This window comes from Streptomyces sp. NBC_00328 (assembly GCF_036139655.1).
GTDB lineage: Bacteria > Actinomycetota > Actinomycetes > Streptomycetales > Streptomycetaceae > Streptomyces.
Window position 1 is genome coordinate 9593836 of the sequence record NZ_CP108013.1, and the last position, 17398, is coordinate 9611233.

At 68.0% G+C, this 17398-nt stretch carries 15 protein-coding genes and 5 pseudogenes; 9 read left to right on the forward strand and 11 right to left on the reverse strand.

All coding sequences use genetic code 11. From position 1 onward, the window contains the following. Positions 1-41 precede the first annotated feature (41 nt). A complete protein-coding gene (locus OG485_RS42315) occupies positions 42-860 on the reverse strand; it encodes an inositol monophosphatase family protein (RefSeq protein WP_328674155.1) in 819 nt (272 codons plus the stop codon). A 137-nt stretch (positions 861-997) separates the two neighbouring features. Here OG485_RS42315 and OG485_RS42320 point away from each other — a divergent pair, with 137 nt between their 5' ends. Next, positions 998-1903, forward strand: coding sequence for a LysR family transcriptional regulator (locus OG485_RS42320; protein ID WP_328674156.1), 906 nt, complete (start codon positions 998-1000; stop codon positions 1901-1903). A gap of 30 nt (positions 1904-1933) precedes the next feature. After that, the gene (locus tag OG485_RS42325; protein WP_328674157.1) at positions 1934-2458 is read left to right on the forward strand and encodes an SUKH-3 domain-containing protein; all 525 of its coding nucleotides are present in this window, start codon (positions 1934-1936) and stop codon (positions 2456-2458) included. 22 nt (positions 2459-2480) lie between these two features. Here OG485_RS42325 and OG485_RS42330 read toward each other — a convergent pair whose 3' ends face one another. The 6 genes and pseudogenes from OG485_RS42330 to OG485_RS42355 form a co-directional block, all read right to left on the reverse strand. Continuing rightward, positions 2481-2732, reverse strand: a complete 252-nt coding sequence (locus OG485_RS42330; RefSeq protein WP_328674158.1) for a transposase — start codon at positions 2730-2732, stop codon at positions 2481-2483. 764 nt (positions 2733-3496) lie between these two features. Further along, positions 3497-4138: a DUF6461 domain-containing protein gene (locus OG485_RS42335; RefSeq protein ID WP_328674159.1), complete on the reverse strand. Its 642-nt coding sequence runs from the start codon at positions 4136-4138 to the stop codon at positions 3497-3499. A 118-nt stretch (positions 4139-4256) separates the two neighbouring features. Further along, complete coding sequence (locus OG485_RS42340) at positions 4257-4631, reverse strand: transposase (RefSeq protein ID WP_328674160.1); 375 nt, start codon at positions 4629-4631, stop codon at positions 4257-4259. Positions 4632-4815: 184 nt separating this feature from the next. Then, a pseudogene (locus tag OG485_RS42345) lies at positions 4816-5010 on the reverse strand (ISL3 family transposase); the annotation flags it as partial. A 1017-nt stretch (positions 5011-6027) separates the two neighbouring features. Next, a pseudogene (locus OG485_RS44175) lies at positions 6028-6382 on the reverse strand (ISL3 family transposase); the annotation flags it as partial. 525 nt (positions 6383-6907) lie between these two features. Continuing rightward, positions 6908-8593 carry a ribonuclease J gene (locus OG485_RS42355; RefSeq protein WP_328674162.1) on the reverse strand — a complete coding sequence of 562 codons (1686 nt, stop codon included), beginning with the start codon at positions 8591-8593 and terminating at the stop codon, positions 6908-6910. Between the two features lie 60 nt (positions 8594-8653). Between OG485_RS42355 and OG485_RS42360 the strand changes: the two genes are divergently transcribed. From OG485_RS42360 to OG485_RS42375, 4 genes and pseudogenes are all read left to right on the forward strand, one after another. Then, a complete protein-coding gene (locus tag OG485_RS42360; RefSeq protein ID WP_328674850.1) occupies positions 8654-8971 on the forward strand; it encodes a MerR family transcriptional regulator in 318 nt (105 codons plus the stop codon). Then, positions 8972-9163 (forward strand): annotated as a pseudogene (locus OG485_RS42365) (zinc ribbon domain-containing protein); the annotation flags it as partial. Continuing rightward, positions 9132-9512, forward strand: a pseudogene (locus OG485_RS42370) (integrase core domain-containing protein); the annotation flags it as partial. The pseudogenes OG485_RS42365 and OG485_RS42370, both read left to right, overlap by 32 nt. A gap of 117 nt (positions 9513-9629) precedes the next feature. Further along, positions 9630-9782, forward strand: coding sequence for a hypothetical protein (locus OG485_RS42375; protein ID WP_328674163.1), 153 nt, complete (start codon positions 9630-9632; stop codon positions 9780-9782). 164 nt (positions 9783-9946) lie between these two features. Here the strand turns inward: OG485_RS42375 and snpA are convergent, their stop codons facing one another. Then, positions 9947-10642, reverse strand: coding sequence for a snapalysin (gene snpA, locus OG485_RS42380; RefSeq protein ID WP_328674164.1), 696 nt, complete (start codon positions 10640-10642; stop codon positions 9947-9949). Between the two features lie 187 nt (positions 10643-10829). On the opposite strand from snpA, the gene OG485_RS42385 reads away from it, so the two are divergent. Next, entirely contained in the window at positions 10830-11867 is a 1038-nt protein-coding gene (locus tag OG485_RS42385) for a LysR family transcriptional regulator (protein WP_328674165.1), read from the forward strand. A gap of 102 nt (positions 11868-11969) precedes the next feature. After that, a complete protein-coding gene (locus OG485_RS42390; RefSeq protein WP_328674166.1) occupies positions 11970-12530 on the forward strand; it encodes a hypothetical protein in 561 nt (186 codons plus the stop codon). 44 nt (positions 12531-12574) lie between these two features. Here the strand turns inward: OG485_RS42390 and OG485_RS42395 are convergent, their stop codons facing one another. Next, positions 12575-14401, reverse strand: coding sequence for an NUDIX domain-containing protein (locus OG485_RS42395; protein ID WP_328674167.1), 1827 nt, complete (start codon positions 14399-14401; stop codon positions 12575-12577). Between the two features lie 568 nt (positions 14402-14969). Between OG485_RS42395 and OG485_RS42400 the strand changes: the two genes are divergently transcribed. Next, complete coding sequence (locus tag OG485_RS42400; protein ID WP_328674168.1) at positions 14970-15638, forward strand: Type 1 glutamine amidotransferase-like domain-containing protein; 669 nt, start codon at positions 14970-14972, stop codon at positions 15636-15638. A gap of 460 nt (positions 15639-16098) precedes the next feature. Here OG485_RS42400 and OG485_RS42405 read toward each other — a convergent pair whose 3' ends face one another. Continuing rightward, positions 16099-16446 carry a hypothetical protein gene (locus OG485_RS42405; protein ID WP_328674870.1) on the reverse strand — a complete coding sequence of 116 codons (348 nt, stop codon included), beginning with the start codon at positions 16444-16446 and terminating at the stop codon, positions 16099-16101. Further along, a pseudogene (locus OG485_RS42410) lies at positions 16443-17273 on the reverse strand (IS5 family transposase). Before OG485_RS42410 ends, OG485_RS42405 begins: the two are co-directional and overlap by 4 nt. Positions 17274-17398: the final 125 nt, after the last annotated feature.

Here is a 17398-nt window from a genome sequence, read left to right on the forward strand (position 1 = left end):
ATGAACTTGGTCCTTTCGTGCGTGCAGGTTGTGGTGCGTGGTCAGCGTGAAAGCGTGGCGATGGCCTCGGCGTGGACGCCGGGCGCGGCGGCCAGGAAGCTCTCGCTCTCGGGGGTCCAGGTGCGGCCCTCGGCGTCGGAGATCTGCCCGCCGGCCTCGGTGACGAGCAGCGCCCCGGGCAGCAGGTCCGCGCGGGCGCCGGAGTACTGCCAGAAGGCGTCGATCCGGCCGGCGGCCACGTTCAGAAGGTGCAGGGTCGCGGGTACGGCGGTGCGGACGACGAGCGCGTCGAAGAGCATCGCGGTGATCGAGGAGCCGACGCGCCGCACGACCTTCTCGTCCTCGTCCGGCCGGGCCTGGCTGGTGGCCACGATGCTCAGGCCGAGGTCCGCGGTCCGCGAGACCTGCAGCGGCCGGCCGTCGAGGTGGGCGCCCGCACCGGTGAGCGCGGTGTAGGTCTCTCCGGTCAGCGGCAGATGGACCGCGGTGAGCACCGGCTGGTTCTCGCGCACGAGGGTGGCGGTCACCGCCCACTCCGGCAGGGCGTGCAGGTGGTTGACGTTTCCTTCGGCCGGATCCACGACCCACCATTCACCGGGCGGCAGCGCCCCGCCGTCCAGCTCGTCCTCCACCCAGCCGGCGTCCGGGCGCAGGCGCGTGAGGCCGGGGCGCAGGATGTCGAGCGCCGTGTCGTCGTTGGCGGCGAGGGCGTGCATCAGCTCTTCGCGGGTCTGGTAGCGGACCACCTCGCCGAAGCGCTCGCGCAGCGCCGATCCGGCCGCTCGCACGGCGATCGCGGTCTGGCTGAGCAGGTCGGCGTCGGAGGCGGCGACGTCGGTGGTCTGAAGCGTTTCGGACATGGCGGTACTCCCGTGTGAGGAGGGGTGATGAGGCTGGTCGGGTCAGGCGGTGCGTTCCGTCTTGCGCTCTCACCTCGAAGGTATAGAGCCCCTTCATTAACTTCAAATGCATGTCAAGCACAGCTAGGATTACTCGCATGCAATTGGATTTGAACCTGCTCACCGCCCTCGACGCGCTGCTGGAGGAGGGGAGTGTGACCGGGGCGGCCGCACGCCTGCACGTCACCGCCCCCGCGATGAGCCGGAGTCTGGGCCGAATCCGGCACGCGACCGGGGATCAGATCCTGGTGCGCACGGGGCGCACGATGACCCCGACGCCGTATGCGATCGCCGTCCGGGAACAGGTGCACGAGCTGCTGCACCAGGTCCAGGGGGTGCTGGCACCGAGCAGTGAACTCGACCTGGCAACGCTGGAGCGCACTTTCACCCTCCGCTGGCACGATTCCCTGGTCGCCTTGAGCGGCCCCTCACTCCTCGCGGCCGTTCGCGGACAGGCTCCAGGCGTGCGCTTGCGCTTCGTCGCGGAATCGAGCATCGACACACCTGAGTTGCGGCGCGGCGAGGTCGACCTGGAGGCGAACGCCAACCGCCCGAGCGCACCGGACATCCGTGCCGAGAACGTGGGCGAGACCCCCCTCGTCATCGTCGTGAGGCAAGGGCACCCCCTCACCCGCGTCAGGACCCTCACGGCAAAGCAATACGCCGCCGCTGAACACGTCACCGTCTCGCGACGTGGAAACCTCAGCAACGCCCTCGACGACGCCCTCACACGGCTCGACCTCACTCGCCGCGTAGTGGCGACCGCGCCCACGGAAGCGGCCGCGCTGGAGTTCGCGCGCGGCTCCGATCTCCTGATCAGCGTCCCCGAAGCCACCACGCGGTCAGCGGTCGCCGACCTCGGCCTGGTCGTGCTCCCCCTCCCGCTCGAACTGCCGTCGGCACCGGTATACCTGTCGTGGCATCAGCGCTACGACACCGACCCAGCCCACGTCTGGCTGCGCGGGCTGGCGCGAACCGCGCTGGCCGTGTGCGGAGCGTCGTAGTCGGCGCCGTCAGCACGGCCGTCCGACCTCGTGAGCGATCAGATCAACGACGGGCCGCACTCGGGGATCGCCTCCTATTTCAAGTTGGCGGGAGTTGGGTCTGTCATGAGCGAATGGTCGCCGGAGGTGCTTGAGGTCCTGGAGGCTTCGGGGTGGACGGCTGGCAGGCGCGTCGACACGGCCGGCTGGCGGTCCATGTTCGAAGGAGTCGGCGTCCGCATGCACGATGCTGCGGAGACGTTTCTCCAGGAGTTCGGGGGGCTGACCGTCAGCATCGGTGGCCCGGGAATCAACCGCGCCCGCGAGCCATTCGAACTGGACCCTGAGCTGGCGTGGGGAGAGGATGACCGGTTCTCCGAGTGGAGCGACGCCTTGGGGAGAGAGCTCTTCCCGCTCGGTGAGCTCGATCACGGCCGATTCTTTCTCGGTATCGATGAGCGCAGTGAGATCTACCTGGTCGCGGGCTGGGTCGCTAGCTTCGGGGCAATGCCGCACGCCCTTGAGGATCTGATCCTCGGCGTGAGGCCCCGCAGGATCGACGAGGGACACAGGTAGCCGGATCAGGCCTGGTGACAGCTCACTTGGCGAGCAAAACGCGTTTGCGGGGGAGCTCGAATCCCGCGCGGCCGAGCATCTGCCGCTTCAGCATCTTGATCCGGTTCACGTGGCCTTCAACAACGCCTGAGTTCCAGGGATGGGAGAGGCCGGCAGTGACAGCGTCCAGGTCGCGTTCGAGGTGCCGGGCGCATCGCTGAAGGCTGGGTAGATCGGTGGCAGTCGCGGACGCGATCCATTCCGACAGTCGTTCGCCTCGCAGTTGCGTGAGCATGTCCGCGAAGGCACGGACATGGCTGGCAAGGCTTTCGAGGCCGGGAGCAGCCGGCCAGTACTGCCTTGAGCTGAAGCCGGTCGCTCTCGGCCGGGGCGTCGGGGTGGGTGAGGATCCAGCGGCTGACCGCACGGGCGGATGGCGGCCGGGGCCCGACCGGCTGGGGCTTGCCGCGTAGGTTCCGGCTGACGTAGGCGCGAACGTTGCCGTAGCCGTCTGGGGAGCCCTGTGCCTTGATCTCCTCCCACAGTTTCCAGGCGTTGGTGCAGCCTTCCTGCCATCGCTGGTCGAGACAGGGCTTGCAGGCGTCGGGCTTGGCGGGGCGACATTGCCACTGGCCGGTGAACAACCGCTCCGGCTCGGTGGCGCGGGAGAAGCGGAGAACGGTGTTGAGGCCCATGCCGAGCTGCCGGACGATGGACCGCTTGCTGTGTCCGGCGGCCAGCAGGGCGTGGACGGTGGCGTGCTTGGCACGGGTGCGCTCGGCGAACCGGTGGCCGGTTGGCCACGGCGAGGACGCGGGCGACTCCGGCGCCTGGTGCGGCTCCTCTGGTGGCTCAGGCGCAGGACGCAGGCAGGCGCGGTGCCGGTAGACACACTTCTCGACGGCCTCGCCGAGGTTTGCCAGAGGTGTGGCTTTGTCCACGAGTTTGGGGTTCTGGCACAGATCTTGGGGAGCGAACGCGGAGGGTGACCACTGACGCTTGAGTTTTAAGATCGACGATCTTAAAACTCAAGCGCCGTGATCGGAGGGTTGTGGGGTCCTACCAGACCTCGACAGTCCCGGGCGGAACCGGTCCCTCGCCCGCGTAGGTGTCGCCGAGTGGCGCCGATGGCGCGTCGTCCTCGGCGTGCGTCAGGCTGGGCCAGGGCCCGGCGAGGGTGGCGTCGTCCAGTGTGATGCCGAGGTGGTCCAGCACGAGGGCCACCGCAGGTGCCATGCCGGCATCCTCGCGCTCGTGCGCGGCGAGCGCCGTTTCCACCCGATCCCACCAGGGGCCGAGCGGTTCGGACCGGGTGTGCTCCATGCCGGGCTCGAAGTACTCGACGCACTCGCCGTCACGCCAGTACTGGAAGACGTCGATTCCGTCGGTCGTCGCCAGGCTGTACGTCTCAGTGCCGCGAGACAACTCCGCGAGCGATTTTTCCCTAAAGCCGATGCCACCTTCCTCCTCGACGCAGAAGGCCCATTCACCGATCCTCCCGGACCGCAGCAGCGAGACCATCTCGTCGTCGGAGTCGCCCGAGACCAGGGCCGAGGCCGTGTCCCAGTCGAGCAGGCGTGCCTGGTCCGGGTCGGCCCCGTACCGGGTGAAGACCTCCTCGGGGCTCAGGTCGCGGGTAAAGGTGACGCACATCCAGGCCACCGCCCAGCGGAGCGAATCCATGTCCGCGTCTGTCCTCATGTCTTGCCTCCGTCGTTCACTTCGGTACCGCTCGTCGTCCCTGCCGGGCCGCCGTGTTCCCGGCCATGCGCGTGGCGTGAGGGGGAGCCAGGCTCATGCTGCCTGATGGCCGCGGAGGCTATTGCAGCAGGATCATCTTGCGGAGCAGTTCGAATCCGGCCCGTCCGTAGAGCTGCCTCTTGATCTTCTTGATGCGGTTTACGGCACCCTCGACGCTGCCGGAGCTCCATTCCAGGGTGAGTCCGGCTGTCACGGCGTCGAGGTCTCGGAGTAAGTGGAGTGCGAAGTTGGTGAGGCCGGGCAGTTGGCTGGCCTCGACGGCGCCGATCCAGGTCGGGAGCGTTGCGCCGAGGCGGCTGGTGAGGATCTCGCCGAAGTCGCGGACATGCCCGGCGGCGGCAGCCAGCTCCGGGCAGCGCGCCAGGACGTTCTTCAGATCGGCGCGGTCCTCCTCGCTCAGGGCCGTGGGGTGACGTGTGAGCCAGCCGGGCACCGGCCCTCCCGGCCAGCGCGAGCCCGACACGCTCCAGGACGTGGCTGAGCCGTGTGGTGAACCGCGCGTACGGGGCGGCCAACTGGTTGAACGGTTCGGCGAACGTGCGGCGCGGGCAGTTGTCCGCATCGCAGATGAAACGCCGGACCTTCAACATGATCGCGACGCTCTGCCCACCGAGCGGGAGATCCTTCAACCTTCGCTGGTAGCAGTCGTGCACCCGGCCCGAGAAGCGATCACAGTCCGGACACGCCGCCCCGGCCGCCCGGCCTCTGGCCACCACGTCGACCGTGCCGAAGGCAACGGTCACCGCCTCGACGTCCACGTCGTCGATCCCGTCGAACACCAGCGAGTCCCAGAACACCGCATCGGTCTCCATGACCAGCACCGTCACCGGATACGGCCGACCGCGGCGGAGAAAAACGGAGACCTGATGGAGCGTCACTTCCGCCTGCTGGACGGCAAGGCGTACGCGGTCGTGAACCGGACCCCTCACAATCGAACACCAAGACAACTCTCCGCGACCGCTCCCCAAGATCTGTGCCAGAACCGAGTTTGGACAGCAGTTGTTCGGCGAAATGAACAGCACCCGGAGCCGTGGTTGTTCGATTCACGATCCGGGCCGATGAAGACCGGTGATGCGCGTCACCGCCTCTCCTGCACGATCCGAGTGGAGGCTGCATCACTCGGTGTGATGCGGCATCTCGTTGTCCGCTGGGGCGGCATGATGCATGGCATGGATCAGGGGGATGCAGCCGTATGGGCTGCTGGACTGGGGATTGTTGGAACGCTGGCGGGCGCACTAGGAGGCGCGCTCGTCCAAGGCCGGCTGGTCCGGCGGCAGGTGCGTGACCAAGAAGCCGTCGATGTAAGGCACCGGCTACGGGAGGAGCAGCAGGCGGCATTCGCGGCTGTCCTTGATCGGTGCGGCGAGGTAGAGGCCACCTTCAGCCCGATCATCGCTGCTCGTGTCCAGCCTGGCTGGGATGACGATGCCGACCACCGGGAGTTGTGGCTTCCCACCAACGCTGCCCTGGAAGCACTGAAGCGAGCGGTGACTGCGGTGGCCATCACCGGCCCCGACTCCATGGTTGCTTTGGCTTCTGACATCCACGAAGAAGTCTCGGCGAAGGCGAACGCAATGCGTCTTCCCGCGGCGGACTTCGCGCAGCGGGCCCGCATGTTCGGAGAGCACAGCACGGCACTGGAACAGGCTCAGCGCAACTTCATCCAGGAGGCCAGGGTTGTGCTCGCCGCTCCGGTGCGATAGCGGGCGCGTCACCGTCCCGCCCGCGACGACCTGTCGCACCGCCGGATTGCTGACTGTTCGAATTGGGCTTGTAGCAGGGTGCTGCCCGAAGTGCTGAACAACTACTGTCCAAACGCGTGCACAGAACCAGAGGTGCCATCTGTCAGCGACCTGGAGGGCTTGCGGGGTGCCGCGGGTGGCGCCTTCGGCGTAGAAGAGGGCACGGTCCCGGCAGATGATCTCGATTTCGGGCCGTTCGGGTAGCCAGGCCGCGAGCGTGTCCGCTTCCCGGTCTGGCAGGAGGTCCACCGGGCGGCGTGTTTCGACGTCGACGAGCACGGTTCCATAGATCCGGGCCCTTGCGCTGGGCGTATTCGTCGACGCCGACCACACGTGGCGTGGCCACAGATGGATCCGGCAGTGAGGTGATCAGCCTCAGGAGGGTGTTCCGGCTGACGTGCACGCCGAAGGCATCAGCCATCCGGGCGCCGGCCCGTCCCGCGGGCGACATCGACCGCCCTTGCACGATGGTCAACAGCCACGCTGCGTACGCGACCACAAGAAGTGGACCAGAGCCAGTTCTCACCTACGCAGCCAGCAACGCCTGCACCTGGTCGACTGGCGCAGGGGCGCCTGGTGGTATGCACGCCTGTACGACACGAGCGATCTGCTGTGAACCCGGCTCGAAACACCCCTCGTCCGCTCCCCCCGGCCCAGAAGTTGGGCTGTGGGCGGATGCTGCCGAGTGCGGCCCGTGCCACTCCGTTAACGACTCCCACTGAGCGAATAGATGTGCCGGGCCCACCGGGACCCGGCACACACTCGAGTGAGATCCGTACGAACGAGTTCCGCCGCCGTGCCGCGCCCGCCAGGATTGGAGCGGGTGGCAATGTCACCCTTTCGCTGCCCAAGCGCCATCGGCTGCGACCGACTGCGTGGCGACTCCTAGGGCGGCTGCTGACTCCCGTGCCCGGCTTCGATACTCGCGAGGCCGGGCACGGCAGGCAGGGGGCCGTGCTGCCGGGGCTCAGGCGTCGATGATGACGGGGATGATGAGGGGCCTGCGGCGGTAGGTGCGAAACGCCCAGTTCGCCACGGCGCGGGCGATGAGCTGTTCGAGTTGGATCGCGTCCCCGATGCCTTCGTCGGCGGCGGTGGCCAGGGTCTTCTCGATGACGGGGATGACCGGCTCGAAGGTGGTGTCGTCATGGGCGAAGCCGCGGGCCAGGAAATCGGGGGCTTCGGCGAGGGCGCCGGTGTCGGCGTCGACGATCGCCACCACCGTGACTACCCCCTCTTCCCCAAGCGTGCGGCGGTCCTTGAGGGAGGCTTCGGTGACGCCGCCGACCTCCATCCCGTCCACGTAGACGTAGCCTGCGGGGACCTTCCCGGTGATGGACGCGCGGCCGTCGACGAGGTCAACCACGACGCCGTCCTCGGCGATGATGACCCGGTCCGGGTCGACACCGGTACGGATGGCGAGGTCGCCGTTGGCCTGCAGGTGGCGCCATTCGCCGTGCACAGGCATGACATTGCGGGGTTTGACGATGTTGTAGCAGTAGACGAGTTCGCCGGCGCTGGCGTGCCCGGAGACGTGGACCTTGGCGTTGCCCTTGTGGACCACGTGGGCGCCCCACCGGGTAAGCCCGTTGATGACGCGGTAGATGGCGCTCTCGTTGCCGGGGATGAGGGAGCTGGCGAGCAGGACGGTGTCGCCCTTGCCGATACGGATCTGGTGGTCGCGGTTGGCCATCCGTGACAGCGCGGCCATTGGTTCGCCCTGGGAGCCGGTGCACACCAGAGTGATCTTGTGGTCCGGGAGCTTCTCCAGCTCCTTCGTGTTCATGACCAGACCGGAGGGGACCTTCAGATAGCCCAGGTCACGGGCGATTCCCATGTTGCGGACCATCGACCGGCCGACGAAGGCGACCTTGCGGCCGTGCTGGTGGGCGGCGTCCAGGACCTGTTGGATGCGGTGCACATGGCTGGCGAAGCTGGAGACGATGACCCGGCGCGGCGCGGTGCGCAGCACCTGCTCGATCGCCGGGTTCAGCTCACGCTCGGAGGTGGTGAAGCCGGGTACTTCGGCGTTGGTGGAGTCGGTGAGGAACAGGTCCACGCCCTCCTCGCCGAGGCGGGCGAAGGCACGCAGATCGGTGATGCGGTCGTCGAGAGGGAACTGGTCCATCTTGAAGTCGCCGGTGTGCAGCACCATCCCGGCGCCGGTGCGGATCGCGACCGCGAGGCCGTCCGGGATGGAGTGGTTGACCGCCACGAACTCGCAGTCGAAGGGACCGAAGCTGCGCCGGTCGCCCTCCCGCACGCGCACCGTGCGCGGCCGGATGCCGTGTTCCTTGAGCTTGGCCTCCAGGAACGCCAGCGTCAGCTTGGAGGCGACGATGGGAATGTCGGACCGCTCGCGCAGCAGGTAGGGCACGCCGCCGATGTGGTCCTCGTGGCCGTGGGTGAGGACCACGGCCACGATGTCGTCCAGCCGGTCCCGGATGGAGGTGAAGTCCGGAAGGATTACGTCTACGCCGGGCTGGGTCTCTTCGGGGAACAGCACGCCGCAGTCGACGATGAGCAGTTTGCCGGCGTGCTCGAAGACGGTCATGTTGCGGCCGATCTCGCCCAGGCCGCCCAGGGCGATGACCCGCAGCCCTCCTTCAGGAAGGGGCGGAGCGGCTTTCAGCTCGGGGTGCGGATGACTCATACCTGGACGTTACCTGGAGAGTGGAACGGGGTGATCCATTGCCTGGGCGATCTCTTCCTCCTGCCGAGCGGATCGAGCGGTGCCGGCAGCAGGCCAACGACCGTCTCACCAGCCGCCTGCGGCACCACCCAGGGCTTCCTCCGCGCGATCGGCGAAGCCCGCCTGATCATCCCACTGCGCTCCGCGGGCGGCCACCGCCGCTACTCCCGCTGCCGGCTGCGCATCGCGGCCCGGGCCCGTGAGCTCGTGGACCGGGGCACTCCGATCGAGGCCGCGTGCCGCATCGTCATCCTCGAGGACCAGCTCGAAGAGGCCCAGCAGCTGAACGCCGCATACCGCCGCGAGACCGGAACGGCGGACTCGAGGAGCGCTGTTTAAGAAGTGATCGCCGTGGACCCCCGCAATACCTCCCGCACCTGCCCCGAATGCGGGCACACCGCCAAGGAGAACCGGCCCACACAGGAGAAGTTCCACTGCGTCGCCTGCGGACATATTGCGCACGCCGACACGGTGGCAGCACTCAACGTTCTACAGGCCGGGCTGGTCCGTCGCAACGCCAACCCGGCGTAACGAGAAGCCCCCGGCTTCAGCCAGGGGAGGAGTCACCGCCTGCAGACACGTACTGGGTGTGCTTTCGGCCGCCTTCGCCGAGGTCTTCCGCCGGCACGCCATCCGCCGCAGCATGGGCCGGGTCGGCTCACGCTACGACAACGCCCTCGCCGAATTGTTCTTCCAGGGTCTCAAGCGCGAGTTGCTGCACGGAAGGCGCTGGACCTCGAAGGCGCAGACACGGCTGGAGCTGTTCAGGTGGCCGTCGTACGACAACCGGCGCCGCCGCCACTCCGCCCTCGGCTACCTCACGCCAGCCGAGTACGAACAGCAATTGATCACGTCACGTACGCTGTCACTCGTCGCGTGAAACGCGGTGTCCACCCCCTGGGACCAACCTCAGTACGGCGGCCGGCCCTTCGGCGAGGGCCAGGCGTGGGCGTACTTCGTCTGCCGCCCTTCCTGGACACGGGAAAACGAAAACGAGGTGGCACTCCTGGAGGGTGTCGGCGCGCTCGCCCGTTACTTCGGCGCTAACGAGGTGCTGCGCAAGAGCGGGCAGTACGGGCCGCGGGTCGAGGTCCCCGAGAGCGCTGACGTACAGACTCGTCTGCTCGCCTTCATCGGACGTCAGCCCTGAGCGACGCGTCCGGCCGGATCACCGCCCGGCCGGGTCGTGTCCCGGTCGGGCCACGGCCCGCACCCGGACGAACCCGGTATGGGCCGTGGCGGCACACCACGGCCCATACCGGCTCGACTCGAGTGTGCGGCGCGCAGCGCTCGACACACGTGCAGGACGCTGGGTCAGCGCGCCTTCTCCAGCTTGGCGAGGGCCTTCGCGAGGCCGTTGGCCCAGAGCTGGTTCACGCGGGAGCGCTCGGCCGTGTTCGGGTAGCGGTTGGTGCAGGACGTGCCCGGGCCGCCGCCCGACATCAGCTCGCTGCACGGACCGCTGTAGTGGTCCGGCAGGCCCAGCACGTGACCGGTCTCGTGGGCGGTGACGCGGATCGAGTCGTACTGCCGGTTCTGCGCGTAGTCGAGGAAGATGTAGCCGCTGCCGTGGCCGTTCGTGGAGGCGTACGACCCGCGCGAGTCGTTGCCCTCGTAGTAGGTGAAGTCCGCACCGCTCGAGGCCGCCTGGAGCTTGACGTTCGACACGGAGCTGTTCCAGATCGAGGCGGAACTCGATATCTGGGAGCGGAAAGTCGGCGCCTGGGAGGCGTTGTAGTAGACGGTCACCGACTGCACGGAGGGGTTGGCCGCCTGCTTCTTGGCGACCGACTTCAGGACGGCGTCGAAGAACGCCTTGTTGCCGGCGGTGTCTTCGGCCGAGCCGGCGTACCGGGCCGTCGCGGCGGAGGCGGAACCGGCCGGGGCGGAGTCCGCCGACTTGGCGCTCGCCGGGACCGCGGTGCCCAGCGCTGCGGATGCCAGACCGAGGCCGAGCGTGAGAGCCAGAAGTCTCCTGGAGGCCTTCGACTTCATACGGGAGGACAGCATGTGGGGTGCTCCTACTCGTTCGTGTGGGGTGGTGAACGATTGGTTCAGCAGGAGTCTCGGGGAGGCCAAGGGGGTGGCGGATGATGGCATTCGGGGATAGCGCGGAGCTATCGGGGAGCCGACTCGTCAGGCTTCGTCGCGTTTTGAACATCTGGTGCGCCGCTCCGCGTCGCCCTACCCTTCCGGCATGGAGCTCGAGGTGAGGCATTTACGCGCCCTGTGCGCCATCGCCGACACGGGCAGCCTGCACAAGGCGGCCCGTGAGCTCGGGGTGGCACAGCCCTCGTTGAGCACCCAACTGCGCCGCATCGAGCAGGCACTCGGCGCGCAGCTCTTCGTCCGCGCGGGCACGGGCTGCCGTCCCACACCACTGGGCCACGCGGTGCTGAGCCGCGCCAGGCCTCTCGTCGCCGAACTCGCCGCGATCGTCACGGAGACGAGGGCGGCGGTGGCCCGGGCCACGGATGAGTACACACTGCGGATCGGTGCCACGGCCAGCCGTGCCCTGCCCGGCTGGCTGCGCCGACTGCGCGCCCGTGTTCCCCGCACCGAACCCACACTCCGGATGGATGTCTCCGCGAACTCCCTGCTGCGCATGGTCGCCGGGGGGTGGCTCGAACTGGCCTTCGTGCATGAGGTCGAGGGCAGTCCCTTGTGCATCCCGTCCGGGCTCTGTCTACGCGTCCTGGTCGAACGCGAACCGCAGTTCGTCACGCTCGCCGCCGACCACCCGGCTGCGGAACGTTCCGAGGTGCGGCTCGCCGACCTGGCCGACGACCACTGGATGGTGGACTCCACGGTCGACGGCGAGTGGGACGCGCTCTGCCGTGTCCTGCGGGACGCGGGGCTCGAGCCCGACATGCTGCACGGCGACTACCTCACGGCGTACTCGCTGGCCGCCACCGGCGAAGTCGTCACGGTCAGCCAGCCCACCGCCCGCCCGCGATCCGATGTCGTCGTCCGGTCCCTGCAGGGCGACCCGATAGGAGTACGACTGCTGCTCGCCGCCCGCTCGGAGGCCGAACTCGATCTCGGATACGACGAGTTGGTGGACGCCTACTGGGAGGCGGCCCGTCAGGCACCGGCCTACCGTGAATGGTTGAAGCGTTCGGGTACTCCGGAGGCCGCGCGAGTCCTGTGTGAACCCGGGACCGCCGACACGCGGGAGACGCCCGAGCGGGTGCTCACGACGGACGGTACCGGCACGGGCAAAGCCGTGCGGTGACTGGGTAGATCCGGGCTCGTGATCAGTCTTTGCGCATCAGGAGATGGCCCGACGGGTCTGATACGTGGTCTTGCGGTCGGCTCGGCTGCGGACAATGTGCGGATGGCTGACAACACACTGTGGGTCGGAGTGCTCACGGCAGGCACTGCTGTCGTTGCGAGCTGGGTGACGGGCCGGGGAACGGCCAGGGCGGCTCGAATACAAGCGGAGTTGGCTGCGCGCAGCCAACAGACGGATCGCACGCGGGCGGCGCGCCGGGCCGCATACGTGGATGTCATCGAGCAGGCGCAGCAAATGGCGGACCTCTACTGGAAGATCACCGACGCCCAGGCAGGTCCTGACGAGCGCGAACGGCTTCGCGTTCTGCGTGACCTGCGCCTGAGGCTCCGCGATGAATACGCCGTCCTGCGGCATCGGGTGTGGGTGGTGGAACTGGAGGGGCCACAGGAGGTGGCCACGGCAGCGGATCGGCTGCGGCGGGCGACATCGGGAAACTATCGGGCCCTTGAGGCCATGATCCGGAGCGAATCTGACGCCGGACAGCAGTTCAACGACTGCTACGACCCGTTCTGGCAGGCCGTTTTAGCGTTTGTGCGTATTGCGCGAGAGACCATGCAGGACACAGATGTCACCGCGGCAAGTGCCGGCCGCTGGGCGGTGTGAAGCCGTTGTCGGTCTTCGAGGCGGTGGAGGCCAAGGCGCTCCTGTCACTGCCCGAGATGCCGTTCTTGCTGGCGAGATGGCCAACTGCCTTGGCGGGGACGGACATTCACGTCAAGGTCGGACGACGGTGTTGTACGGCGGGCGTAGGGGCTGAAGTGCGCCGGGGGGTGGTCGATGGGAAGGTCGGGGCGCCGGGCGGTGAGGATCTGGGCGCTGCACTCGAACAGCCCGTCGGGCAGGTCATCGAGCGGCCACCAGGCCCAGTCGCCGACGCTCTCGTCGGGCTGGGTGGCGGGTTCGCCCTGCCAGGCGGTGACGAGGGCGCCCACTGTGACGCGTACGACGTCGCCGACGTGATCGACGAGGGTGCCCAGGAGGGTGACGTCCTCCGGACGTGCGGACAGGTCGGTCTCCTCGGCCAGTTCGCGCACGGCCGTCTGTTCAAAGGGTTCACCGGCCTCGACGGATCCGCCGGGCAGCTCAAGAGTGCCGCGATGGTGGCGGCCCAGGAGCAGACCGCGCTCGCCGTAGACGATGGCGCCCACCCCGATCGCCGCGTGGGGGACGGGCGGGCGACGACTGCGGGGACGGCTGGTGATCTGCGCGGGCAGGACGGTCCTGCGGCGGGCCTGGATGAGCTGGCAGATCACGGGGTTGTCAGGCTCGGGCGCATGGAGCTGGGTGATCGCCTCCACGGTGAATCCGTAGTCCGCCAGAAGGTCTTCCCACACCTGCGCGGTCAGCACCCAGGTCTGCAGCGGAAGCGGCTCCATTCCCTTGAGACCGACTGTCTCCTGGCGCGGGGTCACGGTGGCGGAGGGACCATGGCCGTGCCAGTTGGTGTGCAGCGCGGAGAAGACGAGCGGGGCGCCGGGGAGCAGCCCGTCGCGCAGCGCGGGCAGTGCGATGTGTGGGTCGATTCCGGCGAGGGTGCAGATGCCGTACGCGGCGTCGTACGGCTGAGCCTGCTGAAGGTGCTCGATCACGTCCGCGTGCAGGAACCGGACGCCGGGCACGTCGCCGAAGTGTCCGGTGGCGCGTCGATGCTGGGTGGGTGAGAGTTCGACCGCGTCGACGAGTGCACCGTGGGTCCGGGCGAGGTGGACGGCGTAGTGGCCGGCTCCGGATCCGATGTCCAGGATCCGGCGTCCGGTGAGCGGGCCGAGGACGTCGTCGCCCGGTCCGGCACCGTCGCCCTGTATGGCGACGAAGCCGCAGACGATGAGTGGCTCGTCGCTGTGCAGAACCCCGTCGCGCTTGGTGAAGCCGATGGACCAGTGGTATCCGTGCAGACGGAGCGGCGCGACGAGGCGTCCGCCCTCGGCGAGAGCGTCGATCCAGGTCAGGTCCCAGGTGTCGACGGTGACCAGGATGGCGTCGAAGCCGCCGTCCGGCACGATGCCGACGGGCAGGTGCTCGGCGTCCGCGGTGACCACCTGGACGTGGTCGTATCCGGTCTGGGCGAGGAAGCTGGTGGCGCGGTCGGTGACGACCGGGTCGATGTCCAGGGTGGTGACTGTGCCGGCCGGGCCGACGAGTTCTGCGACGAGGGCGGCGTTGTAGCCGCCGGAGCCGATCTCCAGGACGCGGTGGCCGGGCCGGATGCGGGCGGCTTCGAGCATGTCGGCCTGCAGCCAGGGCGCGGAGATGGAGCTGATGGTGCTGCCGTCGTCGCTGTGGCGGGTGGCGACGATGTCGTTGGCGTATGCCTTCTGGACCGGTACTTCGGGGGCGAACGCGTGCCTGGGCACGGTGCGCAGGGCCTCGTCGACCGCGGGGGTTCGGATGTGGCCGGATTCGGCGAGCTGGTCGGCGAGCTGGTGGCGCAGGGCACTGGCTTCGTCGAGGTCGGTGGTGGGGGGTGTCGTCACGGCGGGCCTTTCGGTCGAGCGGGTCAGGGTTCGTTGAGACGAATCGGCCGCCGACTCGGCTCGTTGAGACGAGACACGTCCGTGCGCTGCTGCCTCAGGAAGCCCAGTCGACCCAGGCAGGTTTTACCGCGTAAAACTCTGTCCGGTCTCACTGATCCTTGACCGGCTCGCCCTGGCGGCTGTCCTGTCTCAACGAACCTAGGCAGTTTCGTTTGGATCAACGGGACGTTGATCTGGGTATGTCGCTGACTGACGCTCAGTGGCCGCAGGCAGACCTGCACATACCGACAGACCGCTTCGATACCCGTGCAGACGGATATGCACCGGGTCTTGAACACTTCATGCCCAAAGTGCTGGGCGCGAGCCCACCTCGTCTTGTCAACGGGGCTCTCAGAGGACGGTATGTGGGCTGGCAGGTGATTCGTCGTCATCTGAACGTATGGGACTGCGGCATCCCAGCAGGTCGGCGGGCTCGGGCGTGCTGGGCTGAACACCGTAAGCGAGCGCAAGCCCTACAAGAGCGGCCGTCGCAGGTAGTCTGGCCCCGCCAACGAAACCTGGGGGCAGCGTGCGGCTTCTTCTTACTTCCGCCGGCATCAAGAATACGAGCATCCACAATGCGCTGGTCGACCTACTGGGCAAACCGATCGCCGACTCCAACGCCCTCTGTATCCCCACTGCGGGGTACGGGCACCCCCAGGGCAGTCCTGCTGGGGCATGGCGTTTCATCACCGGTCGGTCCTCCACACCCATGTGTGAGCTGGGTTGGAAGTCCTTGGGAGTGCTGGAGCTGACCGCGCTGCCCAGCATCGACGAGGAACGCTGGGTCTCCTGGGTCCGAGAGGCAGACGTCCTGCTGGTGAATGGCGGCGACGCCCTTTACCTGTGTCACTGGATGCGGCAGTCCGGGCTGGCGGATCTCCTGCCGTCGCTGCGCGAGACCGTCTGGGTGGGGCTGAGCGCCGGGAGCATGGTGATGACCCCCCGTATCGGGGAGGACTTCGTCGAGTGGAAGCCGCCCGCCGGTGGCGACAGCACACTGGGCATCGTCGACTTCTCGATCTTCCCGCACCTGGATCACGAGCTCCTGCCGGAGAACTCCATGGCCGACGCCGAGAGATGGGCGGCCGAGATCCCGGGTCCGGCGTACGCGATCGACGACGAGACCGCCATCACAGTGACCGACGGCACCGTCGACGTCGTCTCCGAAGGGCACTGGAAGCTGTTCTCCTCCTAGTGCCCCGGCAGGCAACGTTCGCCCCGTCGCGACGCCCGGCACGCTCCCCCAAGCTCTTCGAGCAGGGGGGACCCCCACTCGTCGCACCGGGCACAAGCCCAAGTACGTCCAGTACGAGGGCTTGCACCCGGCACGCCGAGAGCACGCACCGGACGCCGCTCCTTGACGGGCAAACGTTGCCTGCCGGGGCACTAGCTGCCGACAGTAGCGATCGGCAAGCACCCGTTCATGCCGCACACAGGGCGAACGAGGGCCCAAGACGAACAGCTCGATCGAGGGGACGAGAAATGGCCGGCTTGCCCGCTGCCAGAGGGTGGTACGTGAGTTGATTGTTCGTTTCGCTCTTCCGGGAGGGGTAAGCGGGCTGGCCGCGGTGTCGCCGGGCGGCTACGGCCGTGGCTGGGTGAACAAGCCTTGCTCGGCCTCGACCAGGATTCGCGCTCGGTCAGACGCTTGAGCTTCAGGCGGGTGTTGTTGATGTTGTTGGGTGCGATCTCCAGGTCCATCGCCTCGCACACCTGCGTGCCCGCAGCGGGTGGTCGGCCGCGGTGAACACCGCCATGATCTGCTGGTAGGCCGGATGGTCCGGCAGCTTCGGGGCCGGCGGCGCGGGCGGCTGCGGATCGGGCAGCTCCAGGAGTGTCTTGCGGGTGATCCGGACATCCTCGGCAGTCCGGCCGAGTTCGTCCAGCCGTACGGTCCGCTGCGCGATCTGCTCCCTCGTCGTCTCGGCCTGCGCGGCGATCTCCCGTTCCCGCTCTTCCAGCCGCGCCAGCACCGCCCCGAGGGTCAGCTCCCCGCCGGTCATGTGCTGCGCCAGGCCGCAGCGGTGGCCTGGTCAGCCGGCGCAGTATCACTGCGGTCATCGCCCAGTACACCCGCGACTCCGAACTGCGCGGCAGGTGCTCGTAGTCGCGCACCAGCCTGCGGTGCAGCATCAAGATCCCGTAGAGCGCGCTCCACGATCCACCGTTTGGGGATCGGCACGAACCCGGTCTGGGCCGGGTTGCGCTCGACGATCTCCACCTCGATGCCCACCATCTCCCCATGCGCGACGACGGCGTTCTTGAAGCCCTGGTCGACCAGGGCCTTCTCCACGGTGTCGGTGTCGGCGGCGACCTTGTCCAGCAGCGCGATGCCGGCGGCGTTGTCGTGCGCGGACGCGGTGAGCACCACCACCGCGATCACCAGGCCCAACACGTCAACGGCCAGGCCGCGCTTGCGGCCCGGTACTTTTTTTGCCGCATCACGCCCCGTCGACCCCGCGGGAACCCCGGCCGCCGCGTGCACGTTCTGGGTGTCGAGCACTACCAGGCTCGGGTCCGCCTTCCGCCGCGCCTTCTCCCGCACCTGCCAGCGCAGCAGGTCGTGGATGGTCTGGTCTGTGCCGTCGTCGCGCCACTTGGTGAAGTAGTACATCACCGCGCCGCGCGGCGGCAGGTCGTGCGGAAGCAGGTCCCACTGGCAGCCGGTGCGGCCCTGGTAGAGGAGCGCGTTGACGATCTCCCGCATCTCCTACCGGCCCTGGTGGCCGCTGACCGAGGGGTGTGCGGCCTTGCACGCGGCGATCACCGGCCCGATCAGCGCCCACTGCTCGTCGGACAGGTCGGTCTTGTAGGGCTTGCGCTCGCTCACGACGACCAGCCCAGCACGCCCATGGCCGCCGACCGACCGGGATGCCGTCCTGCCACACGTTCAGGTGACGACAAATCACCTCTGCGCTCACATACCGTCCTCTAAGAAGTTCGGGTAGTTGTCGC